The 15,640-nt window shown below is 71.7% G+C and carries 15 protein-coding genes; 9 read left to right on the top strand and 6 right to left on the bottom strand.

Annotation, left to right across the window (positions count from 1 at the left end; genetic code table 11):
* Positions 1-35: 35 nt before the first annotated feature.
* Both V6U86_RS24860 and V6U86_RS24855 read left to right on the top strand, forming a co-directional pair.
* On the top strand, positions 36-392 hold the full coding sequence (locus V6U86_RS24860) for a YkvA family protein (protein ID WP_334507050.1): 357 nt from the start codon (positions 36-38) through the stop codon (positions 390-392).
* Between the two features lie 72 nt (positions 393-464).
* The gene (locus V6U86_RS24855; protein WP_334507048.1) at positions 465-1,835 is read left to right on the top strand and encodes a cystathionine beta-synthase; all 1,371 of its coding nucleotides are present in this window, start codon (positions 465-467) and stop codon (positions 1,833-1,835) included.
* Positions 1,836-2,004: 169 nt separating this feature from the next.
* On the opposite strand, the gene V6U86_RS24850 is transcribed toward V6U86_RS24855, so the two are convergent.
* The 4 genes from V6U86_RS24850 to V6U86_RS24835 form a co-directional block, all read right to left on the bottom strand.
* Positions 2,005-2,514, bottom strand: coding sequence for a GNAT family N-acetyltransferase (locus V6U86_RS24850; RefSeq protein WP_334507046.1), 510 nt, complete (start codon positions 2,512-2,514; stop codon positions 2,005-2,007).
* On the bottom strand, positions 2,511-3,440 hold the full coding sequence (locus V6U86_RS24845) for a ribonuclease Z (RefSeq protein ID WP_334507044.1): 930 nt from the start codon (positions 3,438-3,440) through the stop codon (positions 2,511-2,513). The genes V6U86_RS24850 and V6U86_RS24845 overlap by 4 nt, the downstream gene beginning before the upstream one ends.
* 429 nt (positions 3,441-3,869) lie before the next feature.
* Positions 3,870-4,532: a peptide-methionine (S)-S-oxide reductase MsrA gene (msrA, locus tag V6U86_RS24840; protein WP_334507042.1), complete on the bottom strand. Its 663-nt coding sequence runs from the start codon at positions 4,530-4,532 to the stop codon at positions 3,870-3,872.
* A 57-nt stretch (positions 4,533-4,589) separates the two neighbouring features.
* Positions 4,590-5,030 carry an HIT family protein gene (locus V6U86_RS24835; RefSeq protein ID WP_334507040.1) on the bottom strand — a complete coding sequence of 147 codons (441 nt, stop codon included), beginning with the start codon at positions 5,028-5,030 and terminating at the stop codon, positions 4,590-4,592.
* A 243-nt stretch (positions 5,031-5,273) separates the two neighbouring features.
* Here V6U86_RS24835 and V6U86_RS24830 point away from each other — a divergent pair, with 243 nt between their 5' ends.
* From V6U86_RS24830 to ilvA, 4 genes are all read left to right on the top strand, one after another.
* Positions 5,274-6,320, top strand: coding sequence for a YncE family protein (locus tag V6U86_RS24830; protein ID WP_334507038.1), 1,047 nt, complete (start codon positions 5,274-5,276; stop codon positions 6,318-6,320).
* 110 nt (positions 6,321-6,430) lie between these two features.
* Complete coding sequence (locus tag V6U86_RS24825; protein WP_334507036.1) at positions 6,431-7,573, top strand: cystathionine gamma-synthase; 1,143 nt, start codon at positions 6,431-6,433, stop codon at positions 7,571-7,573.
* Positions 7,574-7,586: 13 nt separating this feature from the next.
* The gene (locus tag V6U86_RS24820) at positions 7,587-8,996 is read left to right on the top strand and encodes an amidase (protein WP_334507034.1); all 1,410 of its coding nucleotides are present in this window, start codon (positions 7,587-7,589) and stop codon (positions 8,994-8,996) included.
* Between the two features lie 76 nt (positions 8,997-9,072).
* Positions 9,073-10,293 carry a threonine ammonia-lyase gene (ilvA, locus tag V6U86_RS24815; RefSeq protein WP_334507032.1) on the top strand — a complete coding sequence of 407 codons (1,221 nt, stop codon included), beginning with the start codon at positions 9,073-9,075 and terminating at the stop codon, positions 10,291-10,293.
* Between the two features lie 88 nt (positions 10,294-10,381).
* Here the strand turns inward: ilvA and greA are convergent, their stop codons facing one another.
* On the bottom strand, positions 10,382-10,879 hold the full coding sequence (greA, locus tag V6U86_RS24810) for a transcription elongation factor GreA (RefSeq protein WP_124854723.1): 498 nt from the start codon (positions 10,877-10,879) through the stop codon (positions 10,382-10,384).
* Between the two features lie 156 nt (positions 10,880-11,035).
* On the bottom strand, positions 11,036-11,476 hold the full coding sequence (locus V6U86_RS24805) for a DUF4307 domain-containing protein (protein WP_334507028.1): 441 nt from the start codon (positions 11,474-11,476) through the stop codon (positions 11,036-11,038).
* A gap of 202 nt (positions 11,477-11,678) precedes the next feature.
* Between V6U86_RS24805 and mca the strand changes: the two genes are divergently transcribed.
* From mca to V6U86_RS24790, 3 genes are all read left to right on the top strand, one after another.
* Complete coding sequence (gene mca / locus V6U86_RS24800) at positions 11,679-12,560, top strand: mycothiol conjugate amidase Mca (protein WP_334507026.1); 882 nt, start codon at positions 11,679-11,681, stop codon at positions 12,558-12,560.
* Between the two features lie 48 nt (positions 12,561-12,608).
* Positions 12,609-12,902, top strand: a complete 294-nt coding sequence (locus V6U86_RS24795) for a hypothetical protein (RefSeq protein ID WP_334507024.1) — start codon at positions 12,609-12,611, stop codon at positions 12,900-12,902.
* Between the two features lie 179 nt (positions 12,903-13,081).
* Complete coding sequence (locus V6U86_RS24790) at positions 13,082-15,613, top strand: putative bifunctional diguanylate cyclase/phosphodiesterase (protein WP_334507022.1); 2,532 nt, start codon at positions 13,082-13,084, stop codon at positions 15,611-15,613.
* Positions 15,614-15,640 lie beyond the last annotated feature (27 nt).

Raw genomic sequence — 15,640 nt, 5'->3', positions numbered from 1 at the left:
CCCGCCACGCTGATCCGGCGGAGAGGAGCGCGACGATGGGTAAGACACTGAAACGCAGCGCGGCATTCACGGCCCTGGCGCGTGCGCTGGCGGCCGGAGCCCGCGGCGGGCCGTCGATCGGCACCCGGTTGGCCGCGTTGCCCCGGATGATCCGAGCCACCGCCAAGGGGGAGTACGACGGTGGCCTTCGGCTGGCCCTGATGACCGCGGCGACGGCGTACATCGTCTCGCCGATCGACCTGCTCCCGGAGATCCCGTTGGCGATCTTCGGGCTGGCCGACGACGCGGTCATGGTCACGTGGTTGGCCGGCAGCGTGCTCGCCGAGACCGATCGTTTCCTGGAGTGGGAGGCCCGCCGCAGCTCGGTCATCCCCGGGGGGTTGGTGCCCTGACGACACGTACGCTGGGCGACGAGGAATCGTCTTCCCGGTCGCCACCGTCGGCGCCGCAACGAAGGGCACACCGTGCAGTACTACGACAACGTCGTCGACATGATCGGAAACACCCCGCTGGTGCGTCTGCGTAACGTCACCGAGGGCATTCAGGCCACCGTGCTGGCCAAGGTGGAGTACGTCAACCCAGGCGGCTCGGTGAAGGACCGGATCGCGCTGCGGATGGTCGAGGACGCCGAGGCCGCCGGCCTGCTCAAGCCCGGCGGCACCATCGTCGAGCCGACCAGCGGCAACACGGGTGTCGGGCTGGCCCTGGTGGCCCAGCTCAAGGGCTACCGGTGTGTGTTCGTCTGCCCCGACAAGGTCAGCCAGGACAAGCAGGACGTGCTCCGGGCGTACGGCGCCGAGGTGGTGGTCTGCCCGACCGCCGTCGCGCCGGAGGACCCGCGCTCGTACTACAACGTCTCCGACCGGCTGACCCGGGAGATCCCCGGCGCCTGGAAGCCCAACCAGTACAGCAACCCGGCCAACCCGCGTTCGCACTACGAGACGACCGGCCCGGAGCTGTGGAAGCAGACCGACGGCGAGCTCACCCACTTCGTGGCCGGAGTCGGCACCGGGGGCACCATCTCCGGCATCGGCCGCTACCTCAAGGAGGCCTCCGACGGGCGGGTGCGCGTCGTCGGAGCCGACCCGGAGGGCTCGGTCTACTCCGGCGGCACCGGCCGGCCGTACCTGGTGGAGGGCGTCGGCGAGGACTTCTGGCCGGAGACGTACGACCGGGGTGTCGCCGACGAGATCGTGGAGGTCTCCGACAAGGCGTCCTTCGAGATGACCCGGCGACTGGCCCGCGAGGAGGGGCTGCTGGTCGGCGGTTCCTGCGGGATGGCGGTGGTCGCCGCCCTGGAGGTCGCCCGCCGGGCCGACCCGGACGACGTGGTGGTGGTGCTGCTGCCCGACGGCGGCCGGGGCTACCTCTCCAAGATTTTCAACGACTCGTGGATGGCCCGGTACGGCTTCCTCGACAACTCCGGCGCTGAGCCGACGGTGGCCGACGCGCTGGCCAGCAAGCCGGGCGGGCTGCCCGAGCTGGTGCACGTGCACCCGACCGAGACCGTCCGCGACGCGATCGACTACATGCGCGAGTACGGCGTCTCGCAGCTGCCGGTGCTCAAGGCCGAGCCGCCCGTGGTGACCGGTGAGGTCGCCGGCTCGATCGCCGAGCGGGATCTGCTCGACGCGCTGTTCACCGGTCAGGCCCACCTGCACGACACGATCGAGCGGCACATGGGCGACCCGCTGCCGATGATTGGTGGGGGTCAGCCGGTCAGCGAGGCGGTGGGTCTGCTGGAGAAGTCCGACGCAGCGCTGGTCCTGGTCGACGGCAAGCCCAAGGGCGTCCTGACCCGCCAGGACCTCCTGTCCCACCTAGGCGCCCACTAAGTCCCCCCCGACCCCCCCCACGCCCCACATCGCCGATCTTGCGTTTTCTGTCGGCCATACGCGGCTTGTACCCCATTTGCCGCCACAGAAAGTGCAAGATCGGCGGGGGCGGGGGCGGGGGCGGGGGTGGGGGTGGGGTGGGGGCGGGGTGGGGCGGGGTGGGGTGGGGCTAGAGGGGGCGGGTGTAGCGGAGTTGGGGTGCGAGGGTTGTGCCGATGTGCTCCTCGCGCTTCGTGCCGGTCGGGGTCCAGCCGCCGCGCTCGTAGAAGGACCGGGCGTGGGCGTTGGCCTGAAGCACCCACAGCACGGCACGCCGCCAGCCCCGCGCACGCATGGCGTCCAGGGCGTCCACCATCAGGGTGCGACCGACACCTCGGCCCTGCTCGGCCGGGTCGAGGTGGATCGCGTTGAGCAGCCCGGTGGCCGGGTCGTCCTCGTCGTCCGGGCCCAGGTGGCTGAACCCGACCAACGCCCCGGCCCGCTCGGCCACCGTCATCCGGTGGGTGTCCCGCTCCCAGAGCCACCGTTCGACCCAGTACCGGCCCATCGCCTCCGGTGTCGGGTCAGCCAGCGCCTCGGCCGGCAGGAATGCGGAGTACGCGGCGACCCGGGAGCGCTGGTGCAGGGCGCCCACCGCCATCAGGTCGTCGTCGGTCGCGGGGCGGAGCGTGATGGTCATTCGGCCGAGGCTACCCGGCGTGGGGGAAGCTGCACCGTGGTCAGATCCTCGGCGATGATCAGCTCACCGTCGAAGTGCGCGCGGGCCTCGTCGTGGAACCGGCGCGGGTCGGGGTAGCGCTGGGAGAAGTGGGTGAGCACGAGTCGGCGTACCCCGGACTCGGTCGCCACCCGGGCGGCCTGCGCCGCGGTCAGGTGGCCGACCTCGGCGGCGAGCGCGGCCTCCGACTCCAGGAAGGTCGACTCGATGACCAGCAGGTCGGCGTGCTCGGCGAGGGCGTAGACCCCGTCGCAGAGGCCGGTGTCCATCACGAACGCGAACCGCTGCCCGTGCCGGGGCACGCTCACCTCGTCGCGGGTGACGCGGCGTCCGTCGAGGTCGAGGTGCCCGACGCGGATCAGCTCGCCGACGGCCGGGCCGGCGATGCCGTACGCGGCCAGCTTCTCCGGCAGCATCCGGTGCCCGTCCGGCTCGATCAGCCGGTAGCCGTACGTCTCGATGGGGTGCCGGAGCCGGCGTGCCTCCAGCGTGCCGCAGCGCAGGGCGATCCGCTGCCCGTCGGCCTCGATGGGCTCGACCTGCAGCTCGGCGGTCTCGTAGAAGGATGTGGCGTACCGCAACCGGGCGAAGTATTCGGCCCCGCCGGCGGGGAAGTGCACGGCGACCGGGTGCGCCACCCGGTCCAGGGAGAGTCGCTGGATGGTGCCGGGCAGGCCGAGGCAGTGATCGCCGTGGAAGTGTGTGACGCAGATCCGGGTCAGGTCGGTGGCGGTGACCGTGGTGTGCAGGAGCTGACGCTGGCTGCCCTCACCCGGGTCGAAGAGGATCACCTCGTCGTCCCAGCGCAACACGTACCCGTTGTGGTTGCGCTGACGGGTCGGCGCCTGGCTGGCCGTCCCCAGCACCACCAGCTCGCGCATGGACATCGCCACTCCTGCGGATATGGAGCGACCCCCGGGGCGCTCCGCGCATGTGCGCGGGCCGGCTGGACTTGGCCGGCACCCCGGGGGTCGGGTGGCTGTCGTGGATTCGCCGCACCGCTGCCACACGGTCTCGACGATGGTGCTTTTGCCTGCCTCGCGGCAGGCCGATCACTGTCGAGGACAGCGGCTAGCTGACAGCCACCTCACGAGTCCGATTGCTATACAAGTCTGGACCACCTCCTTTCACGTGTACGGCCACGTTATCGAGTTCTCGTCGGGCTCGGCAACGGATTTCGATCACAGGGCCGAACGGGAATGCCCGCGACCGCCGGGCATCACGCGTGAGCAGCGGCCAGCCAGCGGTGCCTCGACCGGTGAAGGTCGGGTCGACGTGTCCCATGCCGAACAGCACTTCGGGGCGCTGTGTCGTGGTCAGCCGCCGGCCCGGGCCACGCCGACCGGGCAGCTCAGCCCGTTCGGGCCGTGGTTGCAGTACCCGTTCGGGTTCTTGGTCGGCGCGAGGTACTGCTGGTGGTAGTCCTCGGCGAAGTAGTAGCTGCCGAGCGGGGCGATCTCGGTGGTGATCTCACCCTTGCCGGCCCGCGTCACGATCGGCTGGAACGCGTCCCGGGACGACTCGGCGATGGCCCGCTGCTCGTCGGTGGTCGTGTAGATCGCCGAGCGGTACTGGGTGCCCACGTCGTTGCCCTGGCGCATGCCCTGGGTCGGGTCGTGGTTCTCCCAGAAGACCTTCAGCAGATCCTCATAGTTGATCTTGCTGGGGTCGTACACCACCTGGACGACCTCGGCGTGCCCGGTCCGGCCGGAGCACGTCTCCTCGTACGTCGGGTTCTTGGTGATGCCACCCGCGTAGCCGGCGGAGGTGGTGTAGACGCCGGGCAGCGTCCAGAACAGCCGCTCGGCGCCCCAGAAACAGCCCATGCCGAAGACCGCGACCTGAAAGCCGTCCGGGAACGGGCCCTTCAACGGCGTACCCAGCACCTCGTGGCGGTCGGCGACCGGCATGGCGATCGGGCGGCCCGGCAGGGCCTGGTCGGGCGTGACCATCTCGGCCTTCATACGGCGCAGAAACACGGTGGGGATCTCCTCTCGTACCGCTCGCAGCGTGCAACACCGGAGGGTCCTGCTTCCTTACCCGTGTGACAGTGGCTCAGGCCCACCCGGGAGCCCCGTCGCGACCCGGTCCGCGTACGTCTGGGCCTCGGTGTCGTCGTCGTACCGGGTGCGCGGCCAGAAGAAGCCACGCAGCCCGTCGCCCCTGGTGCGCGGAACCACATGGGTGTGCAGGTGAGGCACCGATTGGGACACCTTGTTGTTCAGCGCCACGAACGTCCCACCGGCGCCCAGGGCGGTCTCGACCGCCACCGCCAGCCGCTGGACCATGGCGAAGTAGCCGGGCAGCAGGTCGGCCGGCAGCTCGGCCAGGGTCACCAGGTGCACCCGGGGCACCACCAGCACATGCCCCTTGAACACCGGCCGGGTGTCCAGGAACGCCACCCCGTCCGGGGTGTCGGCCACCCGGAACGCCGGCACCTCGCCCGCCACGATCCCGCAGAACACGCAACCGCTCATCGGGCCAGGCTATGCCGACGGTCGGGCTGGATCCGGCGCCCCCGCACGCGCCCTGACTGTGCTATCCATTCATGTGAATGGATCAGCGCGGGGGTGACGTGCCATGGCGACGACGTCGCCCGGCCGGCCGGGCGCGGTGGCCCGCCGCCCGGCGGATGCCGTCGCACCGACGATCCGACTCCTCGGTGCGATCTGACGACCCCGGCCATCGGCGTCCGCGCCGATGCTCCGAAAGGACCAACCTTGCAGATCAGAAGAGGCTTCACAGCGGCGCTCGCGGCGCTGACCGCCGGGCTGCTCGTCGGCGCGGTCCCGGGCCACGCCCAGGCGGCTGTCACGCCGACCGCGACCCCACTGCCCTTGAAGACGGTCGCCGACGTGGTGTCGGCCGGTGACCGGGTCTTCGTCAGCGGTGGTCGCTCGTCGACCGACGTCGTGGTGACCAGTGCGACAGGCGCGCTGGTCGGCACCCTGTCAGGCCTGCCCGGCCCCACCGACCTGCTGGTCAGTGCCGACCGGCGGACGCTCTACGTGGCGCTGCCCGCCGCCAACGCCATCGCGGCCTTCGACACCGGCTCGTTGATCGAGTCGGCCCGGTACGACACCGGTGCTGGCGAATGCCCGTCGTCGCTCGCGTTGACCGGCCGTTACCTGTGGTTCGGCTACGGCTGCGACCAGTGGGGCGGCAACATCGGCCAGATCGACCTCGGCCGCCAGCCGGCCCGGCTGGCCACCCAGGTCGCCGACCAGGACTTCTACGACGCGCCGCTGCTCACCGCAGCGAGCCAGAACCGGGCGGTGCTGCTCGCCGGACAGCCGTCGTTGAGCCCGGCGTCGGTGTACGCGTACGGCATCGGCGCTGCGGGCACCCTGAGCACCCTGCGGACGAACGCCTGGTCGGTGCTGGGCAGCAACCTGCGGGACATCGCCCTCGACCCGACCGGCACCACCCTCTACACCGCCGCCGGGGCGCCCTACGAGGTGCAGGCGTTCCCGTTCGCCGACATCAGCGCCCCCTCCGCGACCTACCCGACGGGCGCGTACCCGAATGCTGTCGAGGTCTCCCGCGACGGCACCCGGATCGCCGGCGGCGCGGACGCCAGCTACGACCCGGACGTCTTCGTCTTCACCCCGGACGGCACCGAGCTGGCCCGCTTCGAGCTCGGCGACGAACTCAGCAGTGGCGCGCTGGCCTGGTCGCCGAACGGCGCCCGCCTCTACGCGGTCGCCTACGACTGGACCGGCGTCGACCAGGCCACCCTGCACGTCCTGCCGATCCCGGCCGCCTGACCGGCCGTTTCGTCGATCCGCGGGCGGAGGCCGGGCCGGATGGTCCGGCCTCCGCCCGGGAGCGCGGGTTCCGTGCCAGCCCGCGCCGGCGGGGCACTAGCCTCACCAGAATGAGTCACGGCTTCGAGACGCTCGCCATCCACGCCGGTCAGGACCCTGAGGCCCGCACCGGCGCGGTGATCCCACCGATCTACCAGACCAGCACGTACGCCCAGGACGCCGTCGGCGCACCTCGCCTCGGCTATGAGTACAGCCGGTCCGGCAACCCGACCCGTGACGCGCTCCAGGAGTGCCTGGCGGCGCTGGAGGGCGGGCCGGTGGCGCTGGCCTTCGCCAGCGGCCTGGCGGCGGAGGACACCCTGCTGCGGGCCGTGTGCCAGCCCGGTGACCACGTGGTGATCCCGGACGACGCGTACGGCGGCACCTACCGGCTCTTCGCCCGGGTCGCCCAGCGCTGGGGCCTGGAGTTCAGCCCGGCCAAGGTCTCTGACCCGGCCGCGATCCGGGCGGCGGTGCAGCCCGGTCGTACGAAGATCGTCTGGGTGGAGACGCCGACCAACCCGTTGCTCGGCATCGCCGACATCGCCGCCCTGGCCGCCGTGGCGCACGACGCGGGCGCCCTGCTGGTGGTGGACAACACCTTCGCCTCGCCGTACCTCCAGCAGCCGATCGCCTTCGGCGCGGACGTGGTGGTGCACTCCACCACCAAGTACATCGGTGGGCACTCCGACGTGGTCGGTGGCGCGCTCGTCGTCGCCGACGCCGGGCTCGGCGAGGAGTTGCGCTACCACCAGAACGCGATGGGCGCGATCAACGGCCCGTTCGACGCCTGGCTCACCCTGCGGGGCATCAAGACCCTCGGGGTACGCATGGACCGGCACTGCGACAACGCCGAGCGGCTCGCCGGGTACCTCGACGGGCACGCCAAGGTCGCCCAGGTGATCTATCCGGGGCTGCCCTCGCACCCCGGTCACGAGGTGGCAGCCAAGCAGATGCGCCGGTTCGGCGGCATGATCTCCTTCCGCGCCGCGGGTGGGGAGGAGCACGCCGTGGACATCTGCAACCGGGCCAAGCTCTTCGTGCTCGCCGAGTCGCTGGGCGGCGTGGAATCCCTGATCGAGCACCCGGGGCGGATGACACACGCAAGTGCTGCCGGCTCGCCGCTTGAAGTTCCCGGCGATCTCGTGCGACTGTCTGTCGGCATCGAGACGGTCGACGACCTACTCGCCGATCTGGAGCAGGCGCTGGGCTGACCGCTGGGGAAGGATGGCCGTGCAGGACATCATGGCGACCTGGGTCGGAGCGACCGCAAAGCAGATCGCCCGGGGCGTACGCCGAGGGGACGTCTCGGCGACCCAGGTCGTCGCCGACCACCTCGAGTACATCTCCCGAGCCGACCGTGAGCTGGCCGCGTTCCGCGCCGTTCGCGGCGGTGAGGCGATCACCGAGGCGGAGAAGGTCGACGAGCAGGAGGACCTGGCCAACCTGCCGCTGGCCGGGGTCCCGGTGGCGGTCAAGGAGAACACCCCGGTCGCCGGCCTGCCCACCTGGAACGGGTCGGCCGCCGCCCGCACCGACGTCGCGGAAGCCGACCACGAGGTGGTGCGTCGGCTGCGCGGCGCCGGTGCGGTGATCCTCGGCGTGACCCGGATGCCGGAGCTGGGTCTGTGGGCGCTCACCGACGACGACAGCGCGGTGACCCGTAACCCGTGGGACAGCACGCGTACCCCTGGTGGGTCCTCGGGTGGCGCGGCCGCTGCGGTCGCCGCCGGGCTGGTGCCGATCGCGCACGCCAACGACGGTCTCGGCTCGATCCGGATTCCCGCGGCCTGCTGCGGACTTGTCGGGCTCAAGCCCGGCCGGGGCGTGGTCCCCTGCCAGCTCGGGGCGGACGACTGGTTCGGCCTCACCGAGCACGGCATGCTGACCAGCACGGTCGCCGACGCGGCGGTCGGCTTCTCGGTGCTCGCCGGTCGGCGTCCCGAGAAGCTCGTACCGCCGCAGCGGCTGCGGGTGGGCGTCTCGTTGCGCTCCCCGGTGCGCGGTGTGACGCCGGACGCGCCCAACCGGGACGCGGTCGCCGCCGCCGGTCGGCTCCTCGCCGCCGCCGGGCACGACACGGTGCCGGCCGATCCGGTCTACCCCACCGCGCTCGGCCTCCAGGGCATCGCCACCTGGCTCGCCGCAGCCGCCACCGACGTCCGGGCCTCCGGCGTGGAGCGGCGTGGTCTGCAACGGCGTACCCGGCGGCACGTCGCGCTGGGCGAGTGGGCGCAGCGTCGCGGCTACGTGCGGGAGGCGGACCGGGCCGCCTGGCGGCAACGGTCGGTCGACTTCTTCACCGACCACTCGGTCGACCTGCTGCTCACCCCGGCGCTGGCGAGCGCGCCGCCGGAGGCGGCCCGCTGGTCGGAGCGGTCCTGGCGGGCGAACATGTCAGCGAACATCCGCTACGCGCCGTACGCCGCGCCCTGGAACATCGCCGGCCTGCCGGCGGTCGTCGTGCCGGTCGGCCGCCGCCCGGACGGCCTGCCGGTCGCCGTGCAACTGGTCGGGCCGCCCGGCTCGGAGCTGCTGCTGCTCGGGGTGGCCGGTCAGTTCGAGATGGCCGCCCCGTGGACGCGCCACGCTCCCGGCTACCCCCGGGTCGGCACGGGGTCACCAGCCACCACCTGATCGCGACGATGGGCGCGGCGTCGGACATGCCGGTGTCGCCGCTGAGGGCCCCGGAGGCGGGTGGCACGATCGGGGCATGACGGATTTGGTCGGTCTCGACGACGTGCGGGCCGCACGGGAGTTGCTCGCCGGGGTCACCCGCACCACCCCGCTGGAGCCGTCCCGCCCGCTCAGCGCGGCGCTGGGCGGGCCGACCTGGCTCAAGTGCGAGAACGTGCAGCGCGCCGGCTCGTACAAGGTGCGGGGCGCGTACGTGCGGATCTCCCGGTTGTCGGCGGCGGAGCGGGAGCGCGGTGTGGTCGCGGCGAGCGCGGGCAACCACGCGCAGGGCGTCGCCCTCGCCGCCGGCCTGGTCGGCACGCACGCCACCGTCTTCATGCCGGTCAACGCGCCGCTGCCGAAGGTGGCCGCCACCAAGGGGTACGGCGCGCAGGTGGAGTTGGCCGGGAACACCGTCGACGAGTCGCTGGTCGCCGCGCACACGTACGCCGAGCGCACCGGCGCGGTGCTGATCCACCCGTTCGACCACGCCGATGTGATCGCCGGGCAGGGCACGGTGGCGCTGGAGATCCTCGAACAGTGCCCGGACGTGAAGACGATCATTACCGGGGTCGGTGGCGGCGGCCTGATCTCGGGCATGGCGGTGGCTGCGAAGGCGTTGCGACCGGACGTCCGGATCATCGGCGTGCAGGCAGCCGGCGCGGCGGCGTTCCCGCCCTCACTGGTGGCGGGGGAGCCGGTCCGGCTGCCGGCCTTCGCCACCATCGCCGACGGCATCGCGGTCGGCCGGCCGGGCGAGATCACCTTCAACCATGTGCGCAAGCTGGTCGACGAGATCGTCACGGTCTCCGAAGAGGACATCTCCCGGGCCCTGCTGATGTTGCTGGAGCGCGGCAAGCAGGTGGTCGAGCCGGCCGGCGCGGTCGGGGTCGCCGCGCTGCTGGCCGGTGTGGTCGAGGTGGAGACGCCGGTGGTCGCGGTGCTCTCCGGCGGCAACATCGACCCGTTGCTGATGCTGCGGGTGATCGAGCACGGGTTGGCCGCCGCGGGTCGCTACCTGCGGGTGACCGTCCGCTGTTCGGACCGGCCGGGGCAGCTGGCGTCGTTGCTCAGCCAGATCGCCGAGCACCGGGCCAACGTGGTGGACGTGGAGCATCAGCGGGCCAACCCGCACCTTGGTCTCGGCGAGGTGGAGGTGGCGCTGTCGGTGGAGACCCGGGGCGTCGAGCACTCGGACACGCTGATCAGCGCCTTGCGGGCCAGCGGCTACCAGGTGGTCTTCGCGGCCGAGGCGTGACACCGGTAGGTGCCACGCCTCGGATGCGCTGTGTTTCGGCAGTGGGTGCGGGAGTCTGTCGGCCCGGCCCGCTGCGGTTGGCGACGGGTCAGCCGGAGAACGGCTCGAAGCTGACCACTGTCACCTTGATGTCGGCGCCGCTGGGCGCCGTGTAGGTGCAGGTCTGCCCGGCGCGGCCGCCCAGGATCGCCTTGCCCAGCGCGGACTCGGGGCTGTAGACGGTCAGGTCGGTGGTGGCGGCGATCTCCCGGGAACCGAGCAGGAAGGTCTCGGTGTCGTTCGTGTCGTCGTCGAAGTAGATCGTCACCACCATGCCCGGCGACACCGCGTCCGCCGTCGGCGCCGCGCCGACCTTCGCGGTGCGCAGCAGCTCCTGGAGGTAGCGGATGCGGCCCTCGGCCTTGCCCTGCTCCTCGCGGGCGGCGTGGTAGCCGCCGTTCTCCTTCAGGTCGCCCTCCTCGCGCCGAGCGTTGATTTCGGCTGCGATCGCCGGACGGTTGGCGATGTGCTCGTCGAGCTCGGCCTGGAGGCGGTCGTACGCGTCCTGGGACAGCCAGGTGGCGGGCGCCTCGTTGCCAGTGGACACAGGCGTTCTCCTCAGTTGTGCGTGGCTGGCTGACAGGTGAACTACCAAGTTACCAGTGCGGTACGACACAGCGTGTCGGCCATCACCGCCGGTGTCCGGATCCGACACCGGCGGTAGGCGCTCAGTCAGCCCCGTTGTCGGTGCTGTTCGGGCAGCTCAGGACGGTGCTTGGCAGCGCAGGACCTCACCGATGAACGGCCGCGCGGTGGTGGTCAGGCGGTGTCGGGTCGTGACGTGCCGATCCCCGGCGTCGGCGGTCACGGTGACCTGTTCCCGGGCCACCTCGGCACCGGCGCGGTCCCGGGCCCGCAGCACGCAGACAGCCGATCCACCCGGCGGGACGGTCACCCGAAAGTCGACAAACACCTGCTTGTCCGTGATGTCGGTATACGTAATCACCTGGGCGTCGTAGACCGGGTCGCCGTACTGGCGGTAGAGCCGGACCGAGATCACGGTCAGCGTCGCCACGAGCGCCAACAGCGCCAGCGCGGCCAGCAGCGTACGGCGGCGCTTGCCGCCCGTTGCCCGACGGCGGCCGTAGCGCCCGGCCGGAAATACCGGCGCGCCTGGTGAAATTGTGGCGTGCGTCTCGGTCACCGGCGGGTATCTCCTGGCGTGGTTGTCGGGGGCATCGGCAAGAATGGCAGAGCCCCATCCTCCCACCCGGTCCAGCGGCAGGAATAGCAGGTCATGCCTGGCGCTGCGGGCCGACGACGGGTGCGGCGAGGAAAGATCCCGGCAGGTCAGCCGGTTGAGCCCGGTCGGGTCCACCGTCCGGCACAGACGAGGAGCGCCGAAGTTGGCAGAGCAACTGCGTCTCATGGCCGTGCACGCGCACCCGGACGACGAGTCGAGCAAGGGCGCGGCGACGACGGCGAAGTATGTCGCCCAGGGGGTGGACGTCCTGGTCGTGACGTGCACGGGCGGCGAGCGCGGGAGCGTGCTCAACCCCAAGCTCGATCGGCCCGACGTGTGGGCCAACATCGGCGAGATCCGGCGGGCCGAGATGGACGCCGCGCGGGCGATCCTCGGCGTCGACCAGGCCTGGCTGGGCTTCGTCGACTCGGGCCTGCCCGAGGGCGATCCGCTGCCGCCGCTGCCCGAGGGTTGTTTCGCCCTGCAGGACGTCGAGGTCGCCGCGGGCCCGCTGGTGCGGCTGATGCGGGAGTTCCGTCCGCACGTCGTGACCACGTACGACGAGGAGGGTGGCTACCCGCACCCGGACCACATCATGTGTCACAAGGTGAGCATGGCCGCCTTCGAGGCCGCCGGTGACCCGGAGCGCTACCCGGAGCTGGGCGCGCCCTGGCAGCCGCTGAAGCTCTACTACGACATCGGCTTCTCCAAGGGCAAGATCATGGCGCTGCACGAGGGCATGCTGGCCGCCGGTCTGGAGTCGCCCTACGAGGAGTGGCTCAAGCGGTGGGAGGATCGGCCCGACAAGGGCCCCCGCATCACCACCCGGGTGGAGTGCGCCGAATACTTCTCGGTCCGCGATGACGCGCTGCGCGCCCACGCGACCCAGGTCGACCCGGACGGCTTCTGGTTCCACGTGCCGATGGAGCTGCAGCAGCGCGCCTGGCCGACCGAGGATTTCGAGCTGGCCCGCTCGATGGTCGACAGCCCGCTGCCCGAGTCTGATCTCTTCGCGGGCGTGCGGGAGACGGCGCACGCGCGCTGATTCCCGGCAGGGCTACCCTGGTTACCAACCGCACATCGGAGGAACGCCATGCTGACCGCTGCCCAGGTGCTCGCGGAGAACAACTTCGGGGACACCCGCACGGGTGGTCTGGCCGGGCCGATGGGCCTCTTCCTCATCCTGCTGCTGGCCACCGCGACCATCCTGCTGATCCGCAACATGAACGCTCGGCTGCGCCGCCTGCCGGACCGTTTCCCCCAGCAATCCGGGCAGACCGACCCGACCAGGGCCGATGCGTCAGTCGTCGATCCGACAGACGGGACCGGGGGGCGCGATTCATCCCCGCCCGCTCCCAGTGGGCACCAGCAGCACCTGAACGGATAGTCGGCGCATGAATCACGCCGAACCGGGTGGTCGCCCCCTGTTGCGACCACCCGGTTTGGCTTAGCCTTCCGCCGGGGGGACCAAAAGTCTCCGAGCCGTGTGCGGAAGGGGGCGCCGATGACCAGCACAGCACCGGCCGCCCGCCGCGACGTCGGTCGGTCGGCTGACGGGGGAGGTCGATGACCTCCGGTCCGGCCGACGACCCGTTCGATCGGCTCGGGGTGCGTGGCACACCGGGCCGGTTGCTCGTGCTCACCGCCGCCGTCACGTTGACCGCCCTGGCCGCCGCAGCGGTCGGGTTGGCCCTCCCGGTCCGGCTGCCGGCCGACGACCCCCTCGGCGGTCCGGCCCGCTTCGGCATCGCCGTCGCCGTCCTGGCCCTCGCCCAGTTCGCCCGGCTGCGGTTCCGCTCGCCCGCGGGCATGGTCAGCATCACCTGGGGCGAGGCTGCCCTGATCGTCTGCCTCTACCTGACTCCAGCCGGCTGGCTCCCGGCCGCCACGCTGCTCGGCACCGGGCTGGCCTGGACGATACTGTCACTGCACAACGACCGCCGCCCGGCCCTGGAGATCGTCCGGATCGCCGCGTCGCTCGCCGCCGCGTCGGCACTGGCGGTGTCCGTGACCACCGCGCTCGGGCGGCCGCTCCTCTCTCCGCCCACCCCGATGCTGGCGCTGGCCGTGATCGCCGGTTCGGTGACGTACCTCCTGGTGACCGCCTGGCTGGGCGGCGTGACGCTGGGGCTGCGGCACGGGCTGCCGTTCGGGCCACCACTGCTCGCCGCGCTGCGCGGCAAGCTGCTGATGTTCGTCGGCAACGTGGCGGTCGGCCTCGTGGTGGTCGCTCTGCTGGAGCTCGACCCGCGCTGGCTGCTGTTGTTGCCACCGCTGCTGTGGCTGCTGCAACAGACCTACCGTTACCGGCTGCGCTCCGATCAGGAGCGCCGCACCTGGCGCGCCTTCGCCGAGGCCACCGCGGCCCTCAACCAGCTCGACGAGCGGGGCGTGGCCACCGCGGCGGTCACCGGGGCGCTGACACTGTTCAACGCCGAACTGGTGGACGTCGACGTGGCCCGAGCCGACGGCCAGTGGCGCCGCTACCGGGGCGATGCCGGCGGTCAGCTGGTCGACCGGGAGACCGACCCACCGGACCAGTCGGACCCGGACGAGCACGAGCTGAGCCGGGCGCTGTCGGTCGGTGCCGCCCCGGTCGGTCGGCTGCGGGTGCGGTTCCCCCGCTCGGCCCCGCCCACGGCCCGGGAACGCGACGCGGTGGCCGCGTTCGGTGACGCGCTCGCCGCCGCGCTGCACGACGCCGCGACCCACCACGAGCTGCGGTTGGTGACCGCCCGTTCGTCGTACGAGGCGGTGCACGACCCGCTCACCGGGCTCGCCAACCGGGCGGCGATGCTGAGCAAGGGCGATCAGTCGCTGCGACAGCTCAGCCACGATCACCCGGTGGCGCTGCTGCTGCTGGACATCAACCAGTTCAAGGAAGTCAACGACACCCTCGGCCACGCGGCTGGCGACCAGCTGCTGCGGCTGACCGCGAACCGACTCAACGCGCTGGTCCGCCCCGGCGACCTGCTCGGCCGGCTCGGTGGCGACGAGTTCGCCCTCCTGCTCACGGCGGTGCCGGTGCTCGGCGACCGGACCGCCCCGATGGCCCACGCGTTACGCCAGGCACGCGAGATCGCCGAGCGGCTGGCCGCGCCGACCGAGGTGGCCGGCGTACGGATGTCCATCGAGGTCTCGGTCGGGGTTGTGGTGGCCGCCGCTGGCACCGCGGACCTGACCGAGCTGCTGCGTCGCGCCGACATCGCGATGTACCAGGCCAAGGAGGGCGGTGGCAACGTCGCCGCGTACGACGGCACGCGTGACGCCGCCAGCACCGACCAGCTCGCCCTGTTGGCCGAGCTGCGTGAGGCGTTGAAGGTCGACGATCAGCTGGTGCTGGCACTGCAGCCGGCGGTCGACCTGGCCACCGGTGCGCCCACCGGGGTGGAGGCGCTGATCCGTTGGCAGCACCCCCGGCGTGGGTGGCTGAACCCGGCCGACTTCATCCGGCCGGTGGAGAACAGCGAGCAACTCGGCACCTTCACCCGCTACGTGCTGAACAAGGCGCTCAGCGTGGCCGCCGGGTGGGCCCGGGAGGGGTTGGACGTCCCGATCTCGGTAAACCTCTCGGCGCGCAGCCTGCTCGACCCCCGGTTGCCGGTGGAGATCGCTGACGCGTTGCGCCGCCACCAGGTGCCGCCGCACCGGCTCGTTCTGGAGATCACCGAAACGGTGGTGATGAGCGAACTGGAGGTCATCGACGAGGTGCTGGCGACGCTGAGGTCGATGGGCGTGCAACTCGCGGTCGACGACTTCGGCACCGGCTTCTCGTCGCTGACATTCCTCACCCGGATCGCGGTGGACGAGCTGAAGGTGGACCGCTCCTTCGTCATCCGGATGGCCGACTCGCCGGAAGCCGCCGCGATCGTCCGGACGACAGTGGGCCTCGCCCACGAGTTGGGTTTGCGGGTGGTCGCCGAAGGGGTGGAGACCGCCGAACAACGGTTGGCCCTGGCCGAGTTGGGTTGCACCTCGGCGCAGGGCTACCACTTCTTCAAGCCGATGCCGGCGGACAAGATCGGCGCGGTGCTGGGGTCGCTGCGCGACTCGGCGGAGTCGAACGTGTTCCGGCTCCGCGCCGACGGCGCGTCCTGACCGTCCGGGTGGAGCCCGCGCGCTCCG

Origin of the sequence: Micromonospora sp. CPCC 205558 (assembly GCF_036902955.1) — a bacterium.
Taxonomy (GTDB): domain Bacteria; phylum Actinomycetota; class Actinomycetes; order Mycobacteriales; family Micromonosporaceae; genus Micromonospora.
Note: the sequence above shows the minus strand (reverse complement) of the source record. Positions and strands in the feature narration are given on the sequence as shown.